Source organism: Thalassotalea agariperforans (genome assembly GCF_053470345.1).
In genome coordinates, this window is record NZ_JBQMWH010000014.1 from 1 (window position 1) to 17,951 (window position 17,951).

The 17,951-nt window shown below is 38.7% G+C and carries 13 protein-coding genes; 10 read left to right on the top strand and 3 right to left on the bottom strand.

The genetic code is table 11. From position 1 onward, the window contains the following. Nucleotides 1-430: 430 nt before the first annotated feature. On the bottom strand, nucleotides 431-1,207 hold the full coding sequence (gene map, locus ACSLUO_RS14850) for a type I methionyl aminopeptidase (RefSeq protein WP_448249639.1): 777 nt from the start codon (nucleotides 1,205-1,207) through the stop codon (nucleotides 431-433). Continuing rightward, nucleotides 1,200-1,406 (bottom strand): ParD-like family protein, encoded by a 207-nt coding sequence (locus ACSLUO_RS14855; protein ID WP_448249641.1) that lies wholly within the window; start codon nucleotides 1,404-1,406, stop codon nucleotides 1,200-1,202. Before ACSLUO_RS14855 ends, map begins: the two co-directional genes overlap by 8 nt. A gap of 299 nt (nucleotides 1,407-1,705) precedes the next feature. Here ACSLUO_RS14855 and ACSLUO_RS14860 point away from each other — a divergent pair, with 299 nt between their 5' ends. Genes ACSLUO_RS14860 through ACSLUO_RS14895 form a run of 8 tightly spaced genes read left to right on the top strand, consistent with a single transcriptional unit; the run spans nucleotide 1,706 to nucleotide 12,762 of the window. Next, nucleotides 1,706-2,974 carry a family 16 glycosylhydrolase gene (locus tag ACSLUO_RS14860; RefSeq protein WP_448249643.1) on the top strand — a complete coding sequence of 423 codons (1,269 nt, stop codon included), beginning with the start codon at nucleotides 1,706-1,708 and terminating at the stop codon, nucleotides 2,972-2,974. A gap of 19 nt (nucleotides 2,975-2,993) precedes the next feature. Then, nucleotides 2,994-4,685 (top strand): sodium:solute symporter family protein, encoded by a 1,692-nt coding sequence (locus tag ACSLUO_RS14865; RefSeq protein WP_448249645.1) that lies wholly within the window; start codon nucleotides 2,994-2,996, stop codon nucleotides 4,683-4,685. Then, nucleotides 4,672-5,877, top strand: coding sequence for a glycoside hydrolase family 117 protein (locus ACSLUO_RS14870; protein WP_448249648.1), 1,206 nt, complete (start codon nucleotides 4,672-4,674; stop codon nucleotides 5,875-5,877). Before ACSLUO_RS14865 ends, ACSLUO_RS14870 begins: the two co-directional genes overlap by 14 nt. Before the next feature lies 1 nt (nucleotide 5,878). After that, nucleotides 5,879-7,069 (top strand): glycoside hydrolase family 117 protein, encoded by a 1,191-nt coding sequence (locus ACSLUO_RS14875; protein WP_448249650.1) that lies wholly within the window; start codon nucleotides 5,879-5,881, stop codon nucleotides 7,067-7,069. A gap of 11 nt (nucleotides 7,070-7,080) precedes the next feature. Beyond that, entirely contained in the window at nucleotides 7,081-9,366 is a 2,286-nt protein-coding gene (locus ACSLUO_RS14880; RefSeq protein ID WP_448249652.1) for an FAD-dependent oxidoreductase, read from the top strand. A 20-nt stretch (nucleotides 9,367-9,386) separates the two neighbouring features. Further along, entirely contained in the window at nucleotides 9,387-10,565 is a 1,179-nt protein-coding gene (locus ACSLUO_RS14885; protein ID WP_448249654.1) for a lactonase family protein, read from the top strand. Between the two features lie 46 nt (nucleotides 10,566-10,611). Beyond that, a complete protein-coding gene (locus ACSLUO_RS14890) occupies nucleotides 10,612-11,175 on the top strand; it encodes an RNA polymerase sigma factor (RefSeq protein ID WP_448249655.1) in 564 nt (187 codons plus the stop codon). 3 nt (nucleotides 11,176-11,178) lie between these two features. Beyond that, on the top strand, nucleotides 11,179-12,762 hold the full coding sequence (locus tag ACSLUO_RS14895) for a LamG-like jellyroll fold domain-containing protein (RefSeq protein ID WP_448249656.1): 1,584 nt from the start codon (nucleotides 11,179-11,181) through the stop codon (nucleotides 12,760-12,762). A gap of 226 nt (nucleotides 12,763-12,988) precedes the next feature. Here ACSLUO_RS14895 and ACSLUO_RS14900 read toward each other — a convergent pair whose 3' ends face one another. Beyond that, a complete protein-coding gene (locus tag ACSLUO_RS14900) occupies nucleotides 12,989-13,900 on the bottom strand; it encodes a dihydrodipicolinate synthase family protein (protein ID WP_448249658.1) in 912 nt (303 codons plus the stop codon). Between the two features lie 413 nt (nucleotides 13,901-14,313). Here ACSLUO_RS14900 and ACSLUO_RS14905 point away from each other — a divergent pair, with 413 nt between their 5' ends. Both ACSLUO_RS14905 and ACSLUO_RS14910 read left to right on the top strand, forming a co-directional pair. Next, complete coding sequence (locus ACSLUO_RS14905) at nucleotides 14,314-16,944, top strand: TonB-dependent receptor (RefSeq protein WP_448249659.1); 2,631 nt, start codon at nucleotides 14,314-14,316, stop codon at nucleotides 16,942-16,944. Nucleotides 16,945-17,129: 185 nt separating this feature from the next. Then, nucleotides 17,130-17,864 (top strand): IclR family transcriptional regulator, encoded by a 735-nt coding sequence (locus ACSLUO_RS14910; protein ID WP_448249661.1) that lies wholly within the window; start codon nucleotides 17,130-17,132, stop codon nucleotides 17,862-17,864. Nucleotides 17,865-17,951 lie beyond the last annotated feature (87 nt).

The window sequence follows — 17,951 nt, forward strand, 5'->3', positions numbered from 1 at the left end:
TCGGTTTTAATCGATTTAGCGGCTTGCTTCGCAAACGCTTCAAGTTCTTTCTTATTCATAGTCTGCCTATCCTAAACCCTACATGGGTATTAATGATAGGCAGTTACACAGATTTTGTTACAGGGTCGACTACAGCTAGGACAACTACTCATACACTTCCTGCTTATTTGAGATGAAGAAGCCCTTTTTAAACAAGCCATCTCCGAATATTATTAAATTAACAAACTAAAATTTACTAATATAACCCTGTAATATCAAGTAATTAATTACTCTAATAACAATGTGATTGTAAAAAGATGGTTAAATGCACGCTGTCCCCGATAAATATTGATAAAGATTTAGTTCAACTATACCTCAATGGTATAAACCTAGACTCTAGCTATTTTGATGGCGTTCAGAATTCTGTATCAGTATCAAAGCAGTTTTAAGTTCAAAGCTGTCGTTCATCTTCGCGAAGGGTTAGCACTTCATAACCTGTTTCCGTAACTAAAATAGTATGCTCCCATTGGGCAGAGAGTTTTTTATCGCGTGTAACAACTGTCCAACCATCTTTTTTAGTTTTTATTTTCTTTGAACCTTGATTGATCATCGGTTCAATAGTGAAAGTCATTCCCGCTTCTAATGCTAAACCCGAATGAGGCTTTCCGTAATGGAGAACTTGCGGATCTTCGTGCATTTCGGTACCAATACCATGACCACAATATTCTCGAACAACGCTATAACCCGCCGATTCTGCATGCTTTTGAATAGCATGGCCAACATCGCCCAGCGTAGCTTTTGGTTTTACGGCCTTAATACCTTTCCACATAGCCTCATAAGTAGTTTTAACTAAGCGTTTAGCTTCAGCGCTTGTTGCACTGAAAGTATACATTTTACTTGAGTCACTGATAAAGCCGTTTTTTTCTAAGGTGATATCAACATTTAAGATATCTTTGGCTTTTAGAGGGTACTTATCATTGGGTACGCCATGGCATACCACATCATTTACAGAAGAATTCAGTGAATACTGATAACCATATTGCCCTTTACTCGCAGGCCGGGCGTTTAATTCATTAACAATGTAACTTTCTACTTTAGCGTCAATTTCTAGTGTTGTTATACCCTCACAAATAAAGTCATCGAGCATTTTAAACACTTGAGCTAAAAGCCTGCCAGACTCTCTCATGAAGTTAATTTCTGCTTCAGTTTTTATCATTGTTTTATTCATGTAATAACTCTTCAATCGTAAGATTTTCTTTTAGCAATTGATTTTTAATGATTTCATGAAAAGTAAGTGTTGGATTTAACTCCGCAAGCATACCCATTTTGATCCAAAATTCAGCTTGAGAGTTGATTGATCTAGACATGACATTACTCGATTTTCTAATTTCATCATGTAACTGATCAGATATTTTAACTATTCCCATTATACATTCCGTATATTATTCGTATACGAAACATATACTGAGTGATACTAGATGTCAATTCACTTATTTAATAACCTAATCGTTCAAACATCTAAAAAAGTTATAGAAAGTAATATTCACTTTGTTCGAACAACTGCTAACAACAGCTTATAACGCTACAGCCATCATTTTTTAGGCTCTTATATCACCTCAATTTAGGTATCTAAAATTTATTTTAACAAAACTAAGTGTCGCTTTAGGTCGTTCAACACAATAGCTTTTATATTCGTCAATTTATCGTATGTAATAAGGTATTAAATATGACAATCCATAAGCTATCACTCGTCGCTTTCTTATTATTAATAAGTAGCCCATTGAAAGCGGAACCTAAAGAAAAAATTAATTTAAATCAGTGGCAACTAGCTTGGAGTGATGATTTTAATTATTCCAACGAACAACTAGATGAAAACTGGATTTCGCAAAATGGATTAACTGAAAATCCGTGGGTACTTAGTAGCCGCTGGCGTGAAAATGCCGTTGTGAAAGATGGTGTTTTGCATTTAATGGCTAAAAAGGAAAATCGTGGTGGCAGCCAAGATTGGACAACAGGTAATATTTGGTCAAAACGCCAATTTCATTATGGCTATTTTGAGGCACGATACAAAATAGCGGCAGCTTATGGTACCAACAACTCTTTTTGGTTTTGGCCTAAAAACGGTGTACCCGAAGGTGAAAAGGCTTGCGAAATTGATATCAACGAAGGGCATTATCCCAACATTATAAACACCAATGTTCACAACTGGACCGACAAATACACACTTCCTAACGGTCGAGTTGCTCATTCGGATAATCAACTACATCACACTTTAGCAGGTCAACCTGATCATACCGTCGCACTTGTTAAACCAATTACAACCCAAAAAGTGCGATTAAGATCACAAAACCCAGCTTCTATTCACATCAACGAGTTTCGTGTATTTGCGCCATCAAAAAATGGCTATCCCGATCCCTTTGACACTGCACAACAAAAGCAACATCAAAATGTCGCATTAAATAACGACGTAACCATTAAAACCAACGGCATTTTTAACCGTCTACCTTCTGAAGAAAAATTTGCAATTGATGGTCGCGCAGATACTCGTTGGGTGTCTGAAAAACATGGCGATAAATTTCTTGAATTAGCTTGGTCGAAACCAATAGAAATTGGCGCAATTCAGTTTATCAATGGCTGGCTACAGGAATATGGCGCTGCCAAAGGTCATTATCGCAATCTAATAAGTGATTACGTACTTGAATACCACAATGGTACAAATTGGGTAGAAATTACAAATTATAACGCTGCAAATATTGCTGACTATTCGCAAGAATATCAAACCTATGGTTTAGAGTGGGATCAAGACTATTTTAAATTTTTCCTAAATGGTGAACTTTATTATCAAATGCGCAATGACGTTTGTTTCAGCGAAACAACCATGTTGTTTAGTTTAGCTATTTTAAAAGCATCGATTGCAGGACCTGTGACCGACGATATTGATGGCACAAGCATGGCCATAGACTGGGTACGTTATTACACCCGTAAACCAGAATAAAAAGTAGGTAGAATCTCATATGAATACAATTGATATCAGCGTCATCATCTTATTCACCTTATTAGTGGTGGGCTGTGGTATGAGCTTTTCCAGCTCAGGTAAAAATATGAAAAGCTTTTTCTCTGCTGGTGGCGCTTTGCCTTGGTGGATGAGTGGCCTTTCACTCTTTATGAGTTTTTTCTCGGCCGGTACCTTTGTTGTTTGGGGCTCCATTGCCTATAAACATGGTTGGGTAGCAGTAACAATTCAGTGGACCATGTGTATTGCAGGCTTGATTATTGGTTTTGTTATTGCTCCTCGGTGGCAAAAAACCCGCGTTTTAACCGCCGCAGAGTTTATCAAAGAACGTTTAGGCTCCAATGTTCAAAAGGTTTACACTTACATATTTTTAGCAATATCTAGCTTTTCAACGGGGGCTTTTTTATACCCAGTTGCCAAAATTGTTGAAGTTTCAACCGGTATTTCTATTGAACACACCGTGATTATATTAGGCATATTAATCTTAATGTATACCGCTGTAGGTGGCCTTTGGGCTGTGATCGTTACCGACATTTTACAATTTGTTGTATTAACGGCTGCAGTGCTTATCGTTGTTCCATTATCTTTCGACAAAATTGGCGGTATTAGTAACTTTATCGCCAAAGCGCCTGAAAACTTTTTTGCTTTCACTAATAGCGAATACACTTGGGGCTTTATCTTTGCATTCGGTTTCTACAATTTATTCTTAATCGCCGGAAATTGGGCGTACATTCAACGTTTTACCAGTGTAGCGACAAGTCAAGATGCCAAAAAAGTCGGCTGGTTATTTGGCGGGTTATATTTAATTAGTCCAATTGTTTGGATGATAGCTCCAATGATTTACCGCGCATTAAACCCTGAACTTAGCGGTTTTGAAAACGAAGGCGCCTACTTATTAATGAGTAAAGAAGTATTACCTATAGGAATGTTAGGTTTAATGCTTGGTGCAATGATATTTGCCACTTCAAGTTCCATTAATACCACACTTAATATCTCCGCCGGCGTTATTACTAACGACATATTTAAACACTTTAAACCAGATGCTTCACAAAAAACTTTGGTGCGTGTTGGCCGTATAGCAACAGGTTCTTTGGGTTTGATAACCATTGTCGTTGCTTTGTTTGTTCCAAAAATGGGCGGTGTTGTTGAAGTAGTTTTTGCCTTAGCCGCATTAACTGGTGGTGCACTTTTCTTACCACCAATTTGGTTATTATTCTCAAAATACCAAACAGGTAAAACAATTCTAGCAACCACGATTATTAGCCTAACAGTTAACGGTTTCTTCAAGTTTATCGCGCCTACCTCCTTCGACCTCACCTTGGGGCGTGCGTCTGAAATGATGTTAGGTGTTGGGTTACCGGTAGCATTACTCACAATTTTCGAACTAATTTTACGAATTCGTAAAATCGAAGCCCCTGGTTATAAAATATTTGTGAACGCAGCCGCCGAAAGAGAAAAAGCTGCACTAACAATAACCGAAAGTGAACATCAGTCTGATAATAACAAAGGTGTACGTGTCATCGGCTTTGGCATTACTTCCACCGGCGCAATTATGTTAGCACTGTCATTAATTTCCAAAAGTGGACAAAGTGTCGTCGCTTCATTAGGAGGTTTAATTTTCGCCATTGGATTGTTGTTATTAATTAAATTTCGTCGTCGCCCGCAGTCAGAGGTTCTAAATGGCAACTCATAAATCGCTTAAAAGTTTTCCTTGGTTAATTCCACAAAATAAACCTGAACGCCAATTAAGCCAAGCAATGGAACGTTTATACGATAACTATTTAACCCCTAGGCCAGAAGATAATCCGTTATTTACCAGCTTTAAATACACTAAGGTTGAGGGTTTCGATTATAACGGGAATGATGGCACCATATCTCGCCGTGACCCGTCTAAAATTATCAAAGTAGATGGCCTTTATTATATGTGGTACACCAAAAGGGATACCATCACGCCACCGCGCGGTGCTGAGCATTGCACCGATGAAATTCCTTCTACCGATTGGGATCTCGCGGAAATTTGGTACGCTACAAGTCATGACGGTTTTACTTGGCAAGAGCAAGGCGTTGCGATAACACGACCCGCTAAACCAGCGCTAGGTTGGCGTTCTGTGTCAACGCCAGATATTCTCGTATGGCAAGGTAAGTATTATCTTTATTATCAGGCTTTTATGGAAGCCAGCGGTCTTAAAGGTGATCATTGTCCTGTCACTATGTCTGTGGCAGAAAAGCCTAACGGACCTTGGTCACCTTGCGGAAAAATTATTGTACCCAATGGAGAACCTGGCAGCTGGGATCAGTTTTCAATCCATGATCCTTACCTGTTGGTATATCAGGATAAAATCCACTTATATTACAAATCCGCTTATGGTGATCGCCCTGAATATTTAGTTGGTAACGGCTTAGCGATCGCTGACAGTCCCTTAGGGCCATTTAAAAAGCACCCGCTTAATCCAATTTTAAACTCTGGCCATGAAACGACCTATTTCCCTTTTAAATCAGGTATCGCTGCTTTTGCTATTAGAAACGGTAACGAGAGTAACAGTATTCAATACGCACCTGATGGCGTGAATTTTTCATTGGCCTCAGTAACCTCGATGATGCCAGTTGCCGCAGGCCCTTATGTACCAGAAGCTTTTACCAACAGTGGTTTTGCATTGGGGTTACAGTGGGGAATGAGTCACTTTTCTGATAAAAAAGATCCAAGCACTAAGCACAGTTTTCTTGCCCGATTCGACTGTAATTTAATGCTTGATGTCGACAATACAGAAATGAAAGAGACTGATGTTATTCATGACCCCAACGTTTTCTTCGCACAAAGTTTAACGCCAGAACAACGAAAACACCGAGAAGAACTAGCCAAAAAACAAGCTAAAGAGAATCGATGAAATGACGACATTAAAAAGTTTTCCTTGGGATATTCCCCAAACCAAACCAGATCGTCCATTGAGCAAAGCAATGGAACGTCTATATGACAATTATTTAACGCCTAGACCAGAAGATAATCCGTTATTTACTAGCTTTAAATACACTTATCTTCAAGGTTTTGACTACGCTGATAATGACGGTACCGTTTCTCGCCGCGATCCATCGAAAATTATCCTTGTCGATGGTCTCTATTATATGTGGTATACCAAGCGTCATACACCAACACCACCACGCGGCCCTGAGGGTTGTAGTGATAGCATTCCTTCAACAGATTGGGACTTAGCAGATATATGGTATGCCACAAGTCGTGACGGTTTTACATGGCAAGAACAAGGGATTGCAGTTGCACGTCCTGAAAAGCCGAAGTGGGGATGGCGTTCAGTATGTACGCCAGATATTTTGCTATGGCAAGGTAAATACTATTTATATTATCAAGCGTTTGTAGAACCAAGCATGGTAAAAGGTGATAACTGCCCTGTCGCGGTTTCTGTCGCCGATACCCCTAATGGACCATGGCTACCGCACGATGAATTAGTAGTTCCCAATGGTGAGCCCGGTGCTTGGGATCAATACTCAGTACATGGCCCTTATTTGTTAGTATATAAGGATAAAATTCATTTTTATTACAAAGCGGCTTATGGTACACGACCTGAATATCTAGTCGGGATCGGATTAGCAACCGCAAGCCATCCACTAGGGCCATTTGAAAAGCATCCGTTAAATCCAGTATTGAACTCCGGCCACGAAACCACCTTCTTTCAATTTAAAGAAGGTATCGCAGCTTTTGCTATTCGTAATGGTAATGAAAGCAATAGTATTCAATACTCACCTGACGGGGTGAATTTTTCACTGGCTGCAACCACATCAATGATGCCGGTTGGCGCTAAACCTTATGATCCTCAGGCCTTTACTAATGAGTCTTTCGGCCATGGTATTCAATGGGGAATTAGTCATTTTTCCGATAAAAAAGATCCAACCACTAAACACAGTTTTCTCGCTCGCTTTGATTGTAACTTAATGCTGCAAGGCGGTAACACAGAGATGAAAGAGACAGATGTTATTCACGATCCAGAAGTATTTTTTGCTCAATCATTAACAAATGAACAAAAGCAAAAACGCCGACAATTAGCGATAGACGAATTAAAGAAATAGAAGAAACTAGCATGATAAAAGAACAATTTAATAAAAGTACCCGTATCAACAAAGTAACCAGCCTAAACACCGATTTTGTCGTCGCAGGTGGCGGCCTTGCCGGTGTTTGTGCCGCAATTACCGCTGCACGAGCTGGCAGTAAAGTCATTCTGATACAAGATCGCCCTGTTCTCGGCGGGAATGCTTCGAGTGAAGTACGTATTTGGGCGCTTGGTGCTACTTCACACATGGGCAATAACAATCGTTGGTCAAGAGAAGGCGGTGTTATCGACGAAATCATGCTGGAAAATTTAAAAACCAACCCTGATGGCAATCCTCTTTATTTTGACGCAATTTTATTAGACAAAGTCATTACCGAAGAAAATATTACCTTATTATTAAACACTGCCGCTTATCAGGTTAATAAATCATCCGATACGATAATTAGTAGTATTGAAGCATTTTGTAGCCAAAATTCCACCCATTACAAAATTGCCGCGCCATTATTTTGTGACGCAACCGGTGATGGCCTCATTGGCTTTAACGCTGGCGCAAGTTTCCGCATTGGTGCTGAATCTCGTAAAGAATTTAATGAACTGTTAGCAACCGAAGATGAATCAAATCAATTACTTGGTCATACCCTGTTTTTCTACAGTAAAAAAGTCGACCATAAAGTTGAATATAAAGCGCCAAGCTTTGCTTATACACAAGAAGAAATTGGTGCTATTCCTCGTTCAAAAAACATCCAAGGTCATGATTCTGGTGTGAAATTTTGGTGGGTTGAATACGGTGGCATTCGCGACACTATATATGAAACAGAAGAAATAAAATGGGAATTGTGGAAAATTGTTTATGGTATTTGGGACTATATTAAAAACAGCGGTAAATTCAAAGATGTTGAAAATCTCACGCTAGAATGGGTAGGCACGGTACCCGGTAAACGCGAAAGTCGCCGCTTTAACGGTGAGTATATGTTACGTCAACAAGACATAATAGAACAAACACAGTTTGAGGATGCTATTTCTTTTGGTGGCTGGGCTATCGATATTCACCCTTCAGAAGGCATATATAGTGATAAACCCGCTTGTTCACAATTCCATTCAAAAGGTGTTTATCAAATCCCTTATCGTTGTTTTATCAGCAAAGATATCGACAATTTGTATTTTGCAGGCCGAAACATCAGTGCTAGCCATATGGCATATGGTTCAACACGCGTTATGATCACTTGTGCTCATGGCGGTCAAGCTGTTGGTGAAGCAGCAGCAATGTGTAAAGATTTAAACGTCCAACCTAAGGCATTATTAACCACTGAAAATATGCGTAACCTACAACAACGATTAAATCGTTTTGGTCATGGTATTCCTGGTATTCCACTTGATAGCAGACAAAATAAAGCAACCTCTGCTGAAATCAATGTCAGTAGTGAATTTGTCCTTACTGGTTATCAAGCTGATGGTAGCTATCAATCACTCGCTCAAACGGTTGCCCAATTAGTTCCGCTTACGGCAGGTAAAGCCCCTAAAATTAGCTTAAATGTAAATGCAAAGCATGCAACCGAGATCACTTGTCAATTACGCACAAGTTTAAAACCAGAGAACTACACACCAGATGTCGTTCATAAAACGATCTCTCTGCCACTAGCAAGTGGTAAACAAACCGTAGCTTTCGACTTTTCCGATATCGACGTCATCGATCAATACGCCTTTTTCTGTTTTAGCGCCAATGATGCCGTTGAAGTTGCGATTTCATCTCAGCTTGTTACCGGAACTTTAGCCGTATTTAATAAAGTACATAAAGCCGTATCGAACAATGGTAAACAGGAGCCACCAGCAAATAGTGGCATTGAAGCATTTGAGTTTTGGACACCAGAAAGGCGACCTAAAGGACAAAACCTTGCACTGTCATTCTCACCAGCGATCCAAGCATATAACAAACAGCAAGTTATCAATGGATATTTACGCCCTTGGCTGAAAAGTAATGCATGGCTTGCTGATTTAACCGACAATCAACCTCAACTCACAGTAAGTTGGCCAGAAAAAACAGCAATCAAAGAAATCACCTTATACTTTGATTGTGATTACGACCATGCATTAGAAACCGTTTTAATGCAACACCCTGAAACGGTCATGCCATATTGTGTGCGCAACTATCGTATTAAGAGTGAAGACGGTACTCTGTTAGCAGACGTTAAAAACAATTATCAAACAATCAATAAAATTAAACTACCAAAAGTGGTTAATTGCCAAAAGCTTGTCATTGAGTTAGAGCATCCGTCTGATACCGTGCCAGCTGCATTATTTGAAATTGAAATAGATTAACCATTAAAAGGAAACAACCGGTGAGAAGTAATAGTTTACTAACAAAGGGCACCAAGCAACTGAAAATATTAGCAATCTGTCTTTTTGCGCTAGTAGGTAGTGGTTGTCAAAGCTCAACAAAAGTTAACGAACAGCCGCTTATTAACAACGTAGCTAACGACAACGATTATTTTTTAATTGGTGGCTATGGTATGACAGATAAATCAGGGGTTTATTTAGTCACTTACAATAAATCGTCACAAGAATTAACAAATGAAAAGCTAGTTGCACCGTCGTTTAACGCGGCCTATTTAGCGTGGCAACCACAAAGTAATACCTTATATAGCATAGCAACAGATGCCGAAAAATCGCCGCTAGTTAATCAATTTAGTTGGAATACCAGCAAACAACAGTTTGGCCTATACAATACAATGAAGATTGCAGGAAAAGGTATATGCCATATCAATGTTAACGATAAACTTCAGCAACTTGCTATCGCTAACTATACCAGTGGTAACATTAGTCGCTTTAGCATTAATGCCGATACAATAGACAATATTGGCGATTTTAAAAATATTGGTAAAAGTATTACAGCACGCCAACAAGCGCCATTTATGCATTATGTCGGCTGGGGAAATGAAAATCGTTACCTTTATGCGACAGATTTAGGTACTGATGAAATATTGGTGTTTGATAGTAAAGACAAAAACTTATCGCCAATACAACGTATAAAAATGCACCCTGGCGATGGCCCTCGCCATCTTGTTTTTCACCCAACTCAAAAGATAGTTTATAGTCTGAATGAGTTAAGCAATAGCATCAGCGTTTTTAAACAAAATAGTGACTCTGGCAAGTTAACCTTTATTGATAAATACTTATTAAATCCGAAAGAAAAAGCCGGTGTCACCAATATTGCGTCTGCAATTCGTATCGATAACAGTGGTCAACATTTGTATGCGGCCGTGCGAGGTGAGAATATGCTATATGGTTTTACAATCAACAGCCAAGGAAAGCTAAGCATGATCAACAAAGTATCAACGGGTGGCGACCATCCGCGTGACTTTAATTTTTCTCCCGATCAAGAGTATTTGGTTGTCGCTAATCAATTAAGCCACCAACTCAATATTATTTATCGTGATAAAAAGTCGGGAAAATTAACCACGACTACCACTAAATTGCCGATGACTTCGCCATCGTATGTGCAACATTTTAGCCGTTAGTGATCAACTAATACTGTAGCTGTAAATTGTGTTTGAGTAAGAGCCTATGACACCGTCCAATGACCTAGATGATATAACACTCATTAACATGACTCTCGATGGTCAACGTCACGCTTATTCGATATTGGTAAGACGTTACGAATCGGCTATCAGGGCTTGTTTAAGAGTGCGGCTAAATAATATTCACGAAGCTGAAGACTTAGCACAAGAAACGTTTATTCTCGCTTATGACAAACTTGAGCAATTCCAAAAGGACGCTACTTTTGCCCCTTGGTTACGCGGTATTGCAATTAATTTATTACGTAACCAACAACGCAAACATTCAGCAATCGCAGTGGGTGGAAATAACGAGCTTGAAAACTTAATCAATCAACAAATTGAACAAAATTACGACAGCAATAACGAAATTGATTTAATATCTCATCTTAGGTTATGCATAGCCAAACTTGATGATAAAATGCGTACCCTACTTAGCGAGCACTTCACTTTGGGTTACTCTCTAACTGAGCTCTGTAAAAAGTATGGTGATCGTCATTCAACCATGACCATGCGTATGTATCGACTCAGACAAAAGTTGAAAACCTGTATTGAAAACAAGGTTGAGGACTAAGCCGTGAAAGACTTTAAAATAAGTAAAGCGCAAGAAAAATTACTCGCTGATTATTTAGCAGGCGAAGACGTAGCTGAACAATTATTAGCTGAATGCCAAGAACATCCCGAATTACTAAAGGAAGTGAGTTCACTCATTGCCCAAGCACGCATTTTATCTGGGGAATTGGACAGCAACAATCACACCGAGATATTTGTCGAAGAAGTAAATGCTCGAATTAATGACCGTCAACAACCTTCTTTATCTGAACAAGTAAACCTGAAATTAATTGATCGCGAAGCCGCCAATAATTGGTTGGATAAGCCTTGGACTATGGCGGCCAGTATTGCTGCTTTTGTGTGTTTTATATTTATCGCCAGCCTTTTTGAAGATCAGCGAGATTTTGCTACTGTCACAAAAATTGCAGCGGTATCCAACAATGAACAACGGCTTTTTTTAGGTAACACTCTCGGCCAAGGCGATATTGAATTAGCGCATGGTTTTAGTGAAGTAACCCTAAAAAATGGTGTCGTATTAGTACTAGAAGCACCTGTTAATTTAACTTTAAATTCGCCTGATAATGTCACTGTACACCACGGTAAATTGGTTGCTCGTGTACCACAAAATGCTATCGGTTTTCGTATCGATACCCCAAGCGCAGAAATTATTGATTTAGGCACCGAATTCGGGGTCGATGTAAACGCCAACGGAGAATCACAAGTTCATGTTTTAGATGGAGAAGTTAAAGCAAGGGCTAATAAAAAACAAAGTTATCAACATGTTAAAAAAGACCAAGCTTTGTCTTTTGATTTAGCCAATAAAATAGAACATATTACCAGCAATCCAAAAGAATTTATGCGAGTTTTACCCGGAAAGTCTGCAGTTAAGCCTAGCTATTTACATTGGTCTTTTAACAACAAAAAAGCCGATGCTTTTACAGAAAACAGCCGTGGTTTCGACGATCATAACTATCCCGCTTATGATATGTCTGCTGAAGGAAATATCAAACAAATTACTGGTGTTTATGGACAAGCGATTGAATTTAATGGCAACGGCGATTGGCTGAAAACTGAATTCCCTGGGATCGAAAGCAACCACCCTAGAACTGTCAGTTTCTGGGTAAAAATTCCAAGCGATTTTTCTACAGATAACGCATATGGCATTCTTAGTTGGGGACTACAAGAAGATTATGCATCATGGCAAATATCCCCTAATCCAGAAACCGAAAATGGAGAGCTTGGTCGCTTACGCATAGGAACTTATAAGGCGCAAGTAGTGGGTAGTACCGATTTACGTGACGACCAATGGCACCATGTAGCGGTTGTTTTATATGGCGGTGAAACATCCGATATTTCTACGCACATATTGTTATATGTGAATGGCAAACTCGAAAAAACTAAAAATAAATCAATCGCCAAAATCAATACACAGCTTGACCATCCAAAATCGCGACCTCTAACCTTAGGCCGTAATATTGGCTATAATCCCAAAGCTAAACATGTTAGCCAAAATTATTTTAAAGGCAGTGTTGATGAACTTTTTGTGGTAGAAGCAGCACTTGATCAACAACAAATAAAAACCCTCATGGAGGAAAATAGACTTTATTAACTATCGTCATTTTTTTGAAGGATGTCGTAACGCTGCGCTTGTAACATAACAATAAATTTGCATTATAAGGTAAGTTTATGAAACGAATATTTGGCAACTTTTTAAGGCCTTAGCGCAGCCTTCTGCTTACATTGCTCACGGCATGTGATGTACAAAACGCCAACAAAGAACTTTTTATTCGAGTAAGTTAATGAGGCTTCAAAAATAAGCCTCAACGTTAAGCTCTTTATCTTTCATCACATTTCTCTATATAAGGCCACAAAAAACCTAATAAATGGTTTACCTCCAACTTGTCGGCATCATCCAATTTTGGCAAAGGCGCCCGAACAATATCGTTAGAAAGTACCCCTCTAGCGGTCAACACAAACTTAGTTAAACGCATACGATAAATCACCTGAATAAGTAGCATAGGTAAAGTTCGCATATATAAATCACGGGCAGCTAATTCATCATCGTTGTTATACAATTGCCAGATTTTTACTTTTAAATCAGTTAGCTCTGCTGCTGGCATAGCAGCAATCGCTCCACGCTTCATTTCGTCGATAAGATAACACGCGCCTCCACCAATAACTCCCTGTAAATGTTTTGGCGCAAGTTTTAGTAATTTTGTAATACGCGCACCTGAAGGCAAGGTTTCTTCTTTGATATATTTAACATTGGGTAACGTTGCAATAATAGAAGTAATAACTTCTGGTGATAATTCTGCGCCAATCGGCTGAGGCGCATTCTGTAATACGATATCTATTTCAGGATAAGCAGTACAAATATCTGCCATAAATTGATGGGCTTGCTCTGGCTCATGTAAAAACTGCGCGGGCAGCAAAATCATTATGGCAGTAATTCCATAAGGCTTGGCCAGCTTAATATTTTCAATAATTTCAAGAGAAGTTCCTTTCCCTACCCCATAAATTATAGGCAAACGTTGGTTATTAGTAACAGATATTACAGATAACAATTTAAGTCGTTCATTTAACGATAAATAATCATGTTCACTTGCGCTTCCAGGAAAAACTAGACCATTAGCCCCTGATTTTATACAAAATTCGACTACGCTTTCCATTGCTTGGCAGTCGATCTTATTATCTGAATCATAAGGTGTTGGTAATACAGGTAAAATTCCACTTAGTATTTTCTTCATACGGTTAGATAACTCATCAATTAAACTCCGCCTTACCTTTATTTGTAATTACACCAGCGGAGTGACACATAATTAATCAAAAACTTAATTAATTATATTTTTATGAGCCAGAGCCTTTCCGTCATATAACATCAATGAATGACGTTAAAATCACAATTTAACTAAGTAGCTACTTAATTAAACTTTAATTTGCTCCACAAATTTTACCTAACCGACTAACCGTAACATCAACAGACTCTCACTAAGATAGAAATAATTCTGCCAGTAATTATTTCATCTTAACAAAATAAATTGTTGCTATAATAGCTACACATTGTTAATTTAAAAATGTCACCAAATGTGACAATTAAAAAACTATAAAATTAAATACAGAGAGTTAATGTATTACTTCTGTAGCAATAGGAAGTTAAAAAATGAAGAAAAAATTACGCACTTTCCGTTACAGTGCAATAGCGTTATCTATGTCATTATCCTTAGCAAATAATGCTATAGCAGAAACAAACGATGAAGATGAAGGTATAGAAAGAATAGTCGTATCAGGAATACAACAGAACTTAACTCGGGCGGTTGCGGCCAAGCGATATTCATCACAATTTGTTGATGTAATTTCTGCTGATGACATAGGTAAATTGCCTGATGCTAACGTCGCGGAGTCATTACAACGTGTTTCAGGGGTTCAACTAGAGCGAGGGATTGGCGAAGGTAGCGCCGTTTCAATTCGAGGATTACGAGAAAACATCGTACTAATTAATGGTCGTCAGGTTTACAGCGGCGGCGGCCGTGGCGACGAAGGGCCAGATACATTAGACTCTTCAACTTATGGCTTGCTATCACTTATTCCATCAAGTTTAGTGTCAAGTATCGAAGTGTCAAAGCAATCAAGTGCAAGTGAAATTGAAGGTGCATTGGGTGGCGTAGTAAATATTGTAACGCGTAAACCGTTAGATAGTGACAAAGAAACCATTGTTACAAGTGTGACAGGCTCCTACGGTGAGTTATCTGGTGACGCCGGTTTAGAGTATTCAGGACTGTATTCTAATGTTTTTTTAGATGGCACATTAGGTGTACAAGTCGCGGCTTCTAAGTCTAATCGAGAATTTCAGGAAGACGGCCTAAATACATTCTCAGGATATGATTTGGTTGCAGGATGGGAAGGAACCGAACACACCGGAAAATTATTATTTAGAGATATGCGCTTTTGGCAAATTAATGATGAGCGCGATAAAACGGGTGTAAATGCTATCGTACAATGGAAACCAAATGACGACTTAGAAATTTATGCAGACACTTTCTTTTCAAAAGTTAAATCTGATCGTCATCGTAATTGGGTTGGGTTTTATAATTGTTGCGGATATAGTGATATTGAAGTTACTTCAGAACCAGGTATTGACGTAATCACAGCTGCAACGGTAAACCGCCCAATGCAAGGTAATAGTGAATTCGCGGATGCTACCGCCGAATTTAGTAGTAATGCTATTGGGGCTTCATTTTTTGCCAATGGCTGGACCTATTCAGGCGAAATAGCTTATACCAAGGCTGAAAATGTCATTGAACAAGATTTTATCCGTTTTCAAATGACAGATGCAACAGCGGTTAGTTGGGATCTGCACGCATCTGATGTGCCATCGTTAGAATTTAGCGAAACAGCGTTATTAGATAAAGAAAAACTAGCATTGACAATTTTGTTTGATAATCATTTTGTTAACGACACTGAAGACCTAGCGTTTAATTTTGATGCGAAAATTGAACTTGACCATAGTTTCTTTAGTGGTTTTTCGTACGGTGCCCGCTTCAATACATTTGAAACTGAAAATGATGGATATTATCGAGACATTAGCCCAAATTTAAATTTGGCTGAAATTGAGGCAAGTTCTATAGGTAACATTAGCCAAGAGTATAAAAATAATGATTTTTTCTCTGGTGATGCTCCAGTAACTACCCAACATTATTTAATAGCCAATGAAGCGAACTGGCATGGTTGCGAAACGTTGAGCAGTTTATTTGATAATGCTCAACAAGCACTTTGTGACTCGACCTCAGCCCCTGATCGAGAATACCGTAACACAGAAGATATTCGAGCAATATTTGTAAAAGCTGATTTCGATTCAGAATTATTTGGCCGCAATATATCTGGTAATTTTGGGTTACGTAACGTTGATAGAGACTTAACGGCTCGTGGCAATATTATTGATAACGCAGATAATTCAGTGAATCCATATGAAACTAAAGTTTCACACTCTGAGCTACTTCCTTCAGCCGTAATGAAAGTAGATTGGAATGACGATTTAGTTTTCCGCTTTGGTGGTGCTAGGGTTCTTTCGTTTCCTAATACGGCAGATTTAACTAGCGGGGTTGTGTTAGGCGACAACTTTACCGGTGTTGGTGGTAACCCATTATTAAATCCGATTGTTGCTAATCAATATGATTTCTCTGTTGAATGGTACTTTGATGATGCATCTTTGCTATCGGCGGGTTTGTTTTACAAAGACTTAAAGTCATTCATTATTGCAGCCGAAGAGTTTAGAAACTTACCTGGTATTAGTGAGCCAATTCAAACTCAAACGAAAAAGAATGGAGAAGAAGGTAAAATTAAAGGTATTGAGTTGTTATACCAACAACCATTTACTTTCTTACCTGGTTGGTTAAGTGATACAGGTATTATGACTTCATATACTTATATCGATAGTAAAACACCATTTATGGATGACAGTGGCAACAATATTCAATTGCCAGGGTTATCTAAAAATAACATCAACATAGTGACATACTATGAAAATGAGACATTTGGTGTCCGTTTAGCCTATAACTGGCGAGACGAATATATCGATTCTCTCGGTGTATCTGATCATGGTATTTATGTGAAAGCTTATGATGACCTTGTCGCTAGCGCTAATTGGAAAATTAGTGACAATATGAAGTTAAATTTTGAGGCGTTAAATTTACTAGATACTCGCCAACAACAATACCATGCTTATGAATATGCGATCCGCCGCAATGTAGAGTTTGGCCGTACTTACAAACTTACTTTTTCGGCTAACTTTTAAGTAATGGCTCTTGCCTTATTGCCCCTCAATAAGGTCTCTCCAAGTTGCGCCCCTGTCAAAAGGGGCGCCTTTTTTAAGTATTCATTGCTTAGAACACGTGCAGCCATTGTGTTTAGTCGCGAATACTATATTATATTCGAGTATCAAAAATTATTAATACGCATAGACATATAGACTCCTCATAAATGCCATCAGAAAAAAAAATTAAATCCCAATTAAATCAAAGTTTGATCGATGGTGTTGCTACTTTGCAAGAGCTTGCATTATCTACCGAACCAGTGGGTTGCCGTGAACTTGCACGTAGACTTCATATGGAGCCAACAAGAGTAAATCGCCTTCTCATTACGCTAGAATATCTTGGAATAGCTCGAAAAACGACTAAGCGAAAATATACAGCAGGCTCAGGTATGCATGTATTGGCAGCTCAAAGTTTATTTGCTTCGGGATTAATCAACCATGCAATAAAACCTATTGAATCACTTAAAAAATTTGGTTTAACTATTGCGCTAGGGATGCTTTGGCGTGATCATGTTAGCTACCTTTACCATGCTCATCCAGGTATGAAATCTACCGAGGCGATTGGTCGAATGGGATTATACCCAGCAAGTTCAGGCGGGGTTGGCTTAGCCTTATTAGCACAGCTTGAAGACCATAAAATTAAAGAAACTTATCAATATATCGAAGATATCCCCAATTATCCAAACGGGATTAATGAACTACTTACCGTGGTAGCAAAAACGAGGGAGCGAAGTTTTAGCTATGTAAAAACCGATGAACAAACTTCAACGTTAGCGATTGCCATAGGTGAGCCAGCATTTTGTGCCATTGGTGTTTCAGGTTGGATCCCCGAAAAAAACCTTAATGATATTTTGCCGAGTTTAAAAGCCGTTGCCAAACAAATAGAAAGTGAAATGCAATAGCACTCATCCCGTCAATAATTTGTGTCGTTATTTATAACTAAAGACAATAGTTTAAAAAACAGCAATGAAGATTATTATGACGACTCA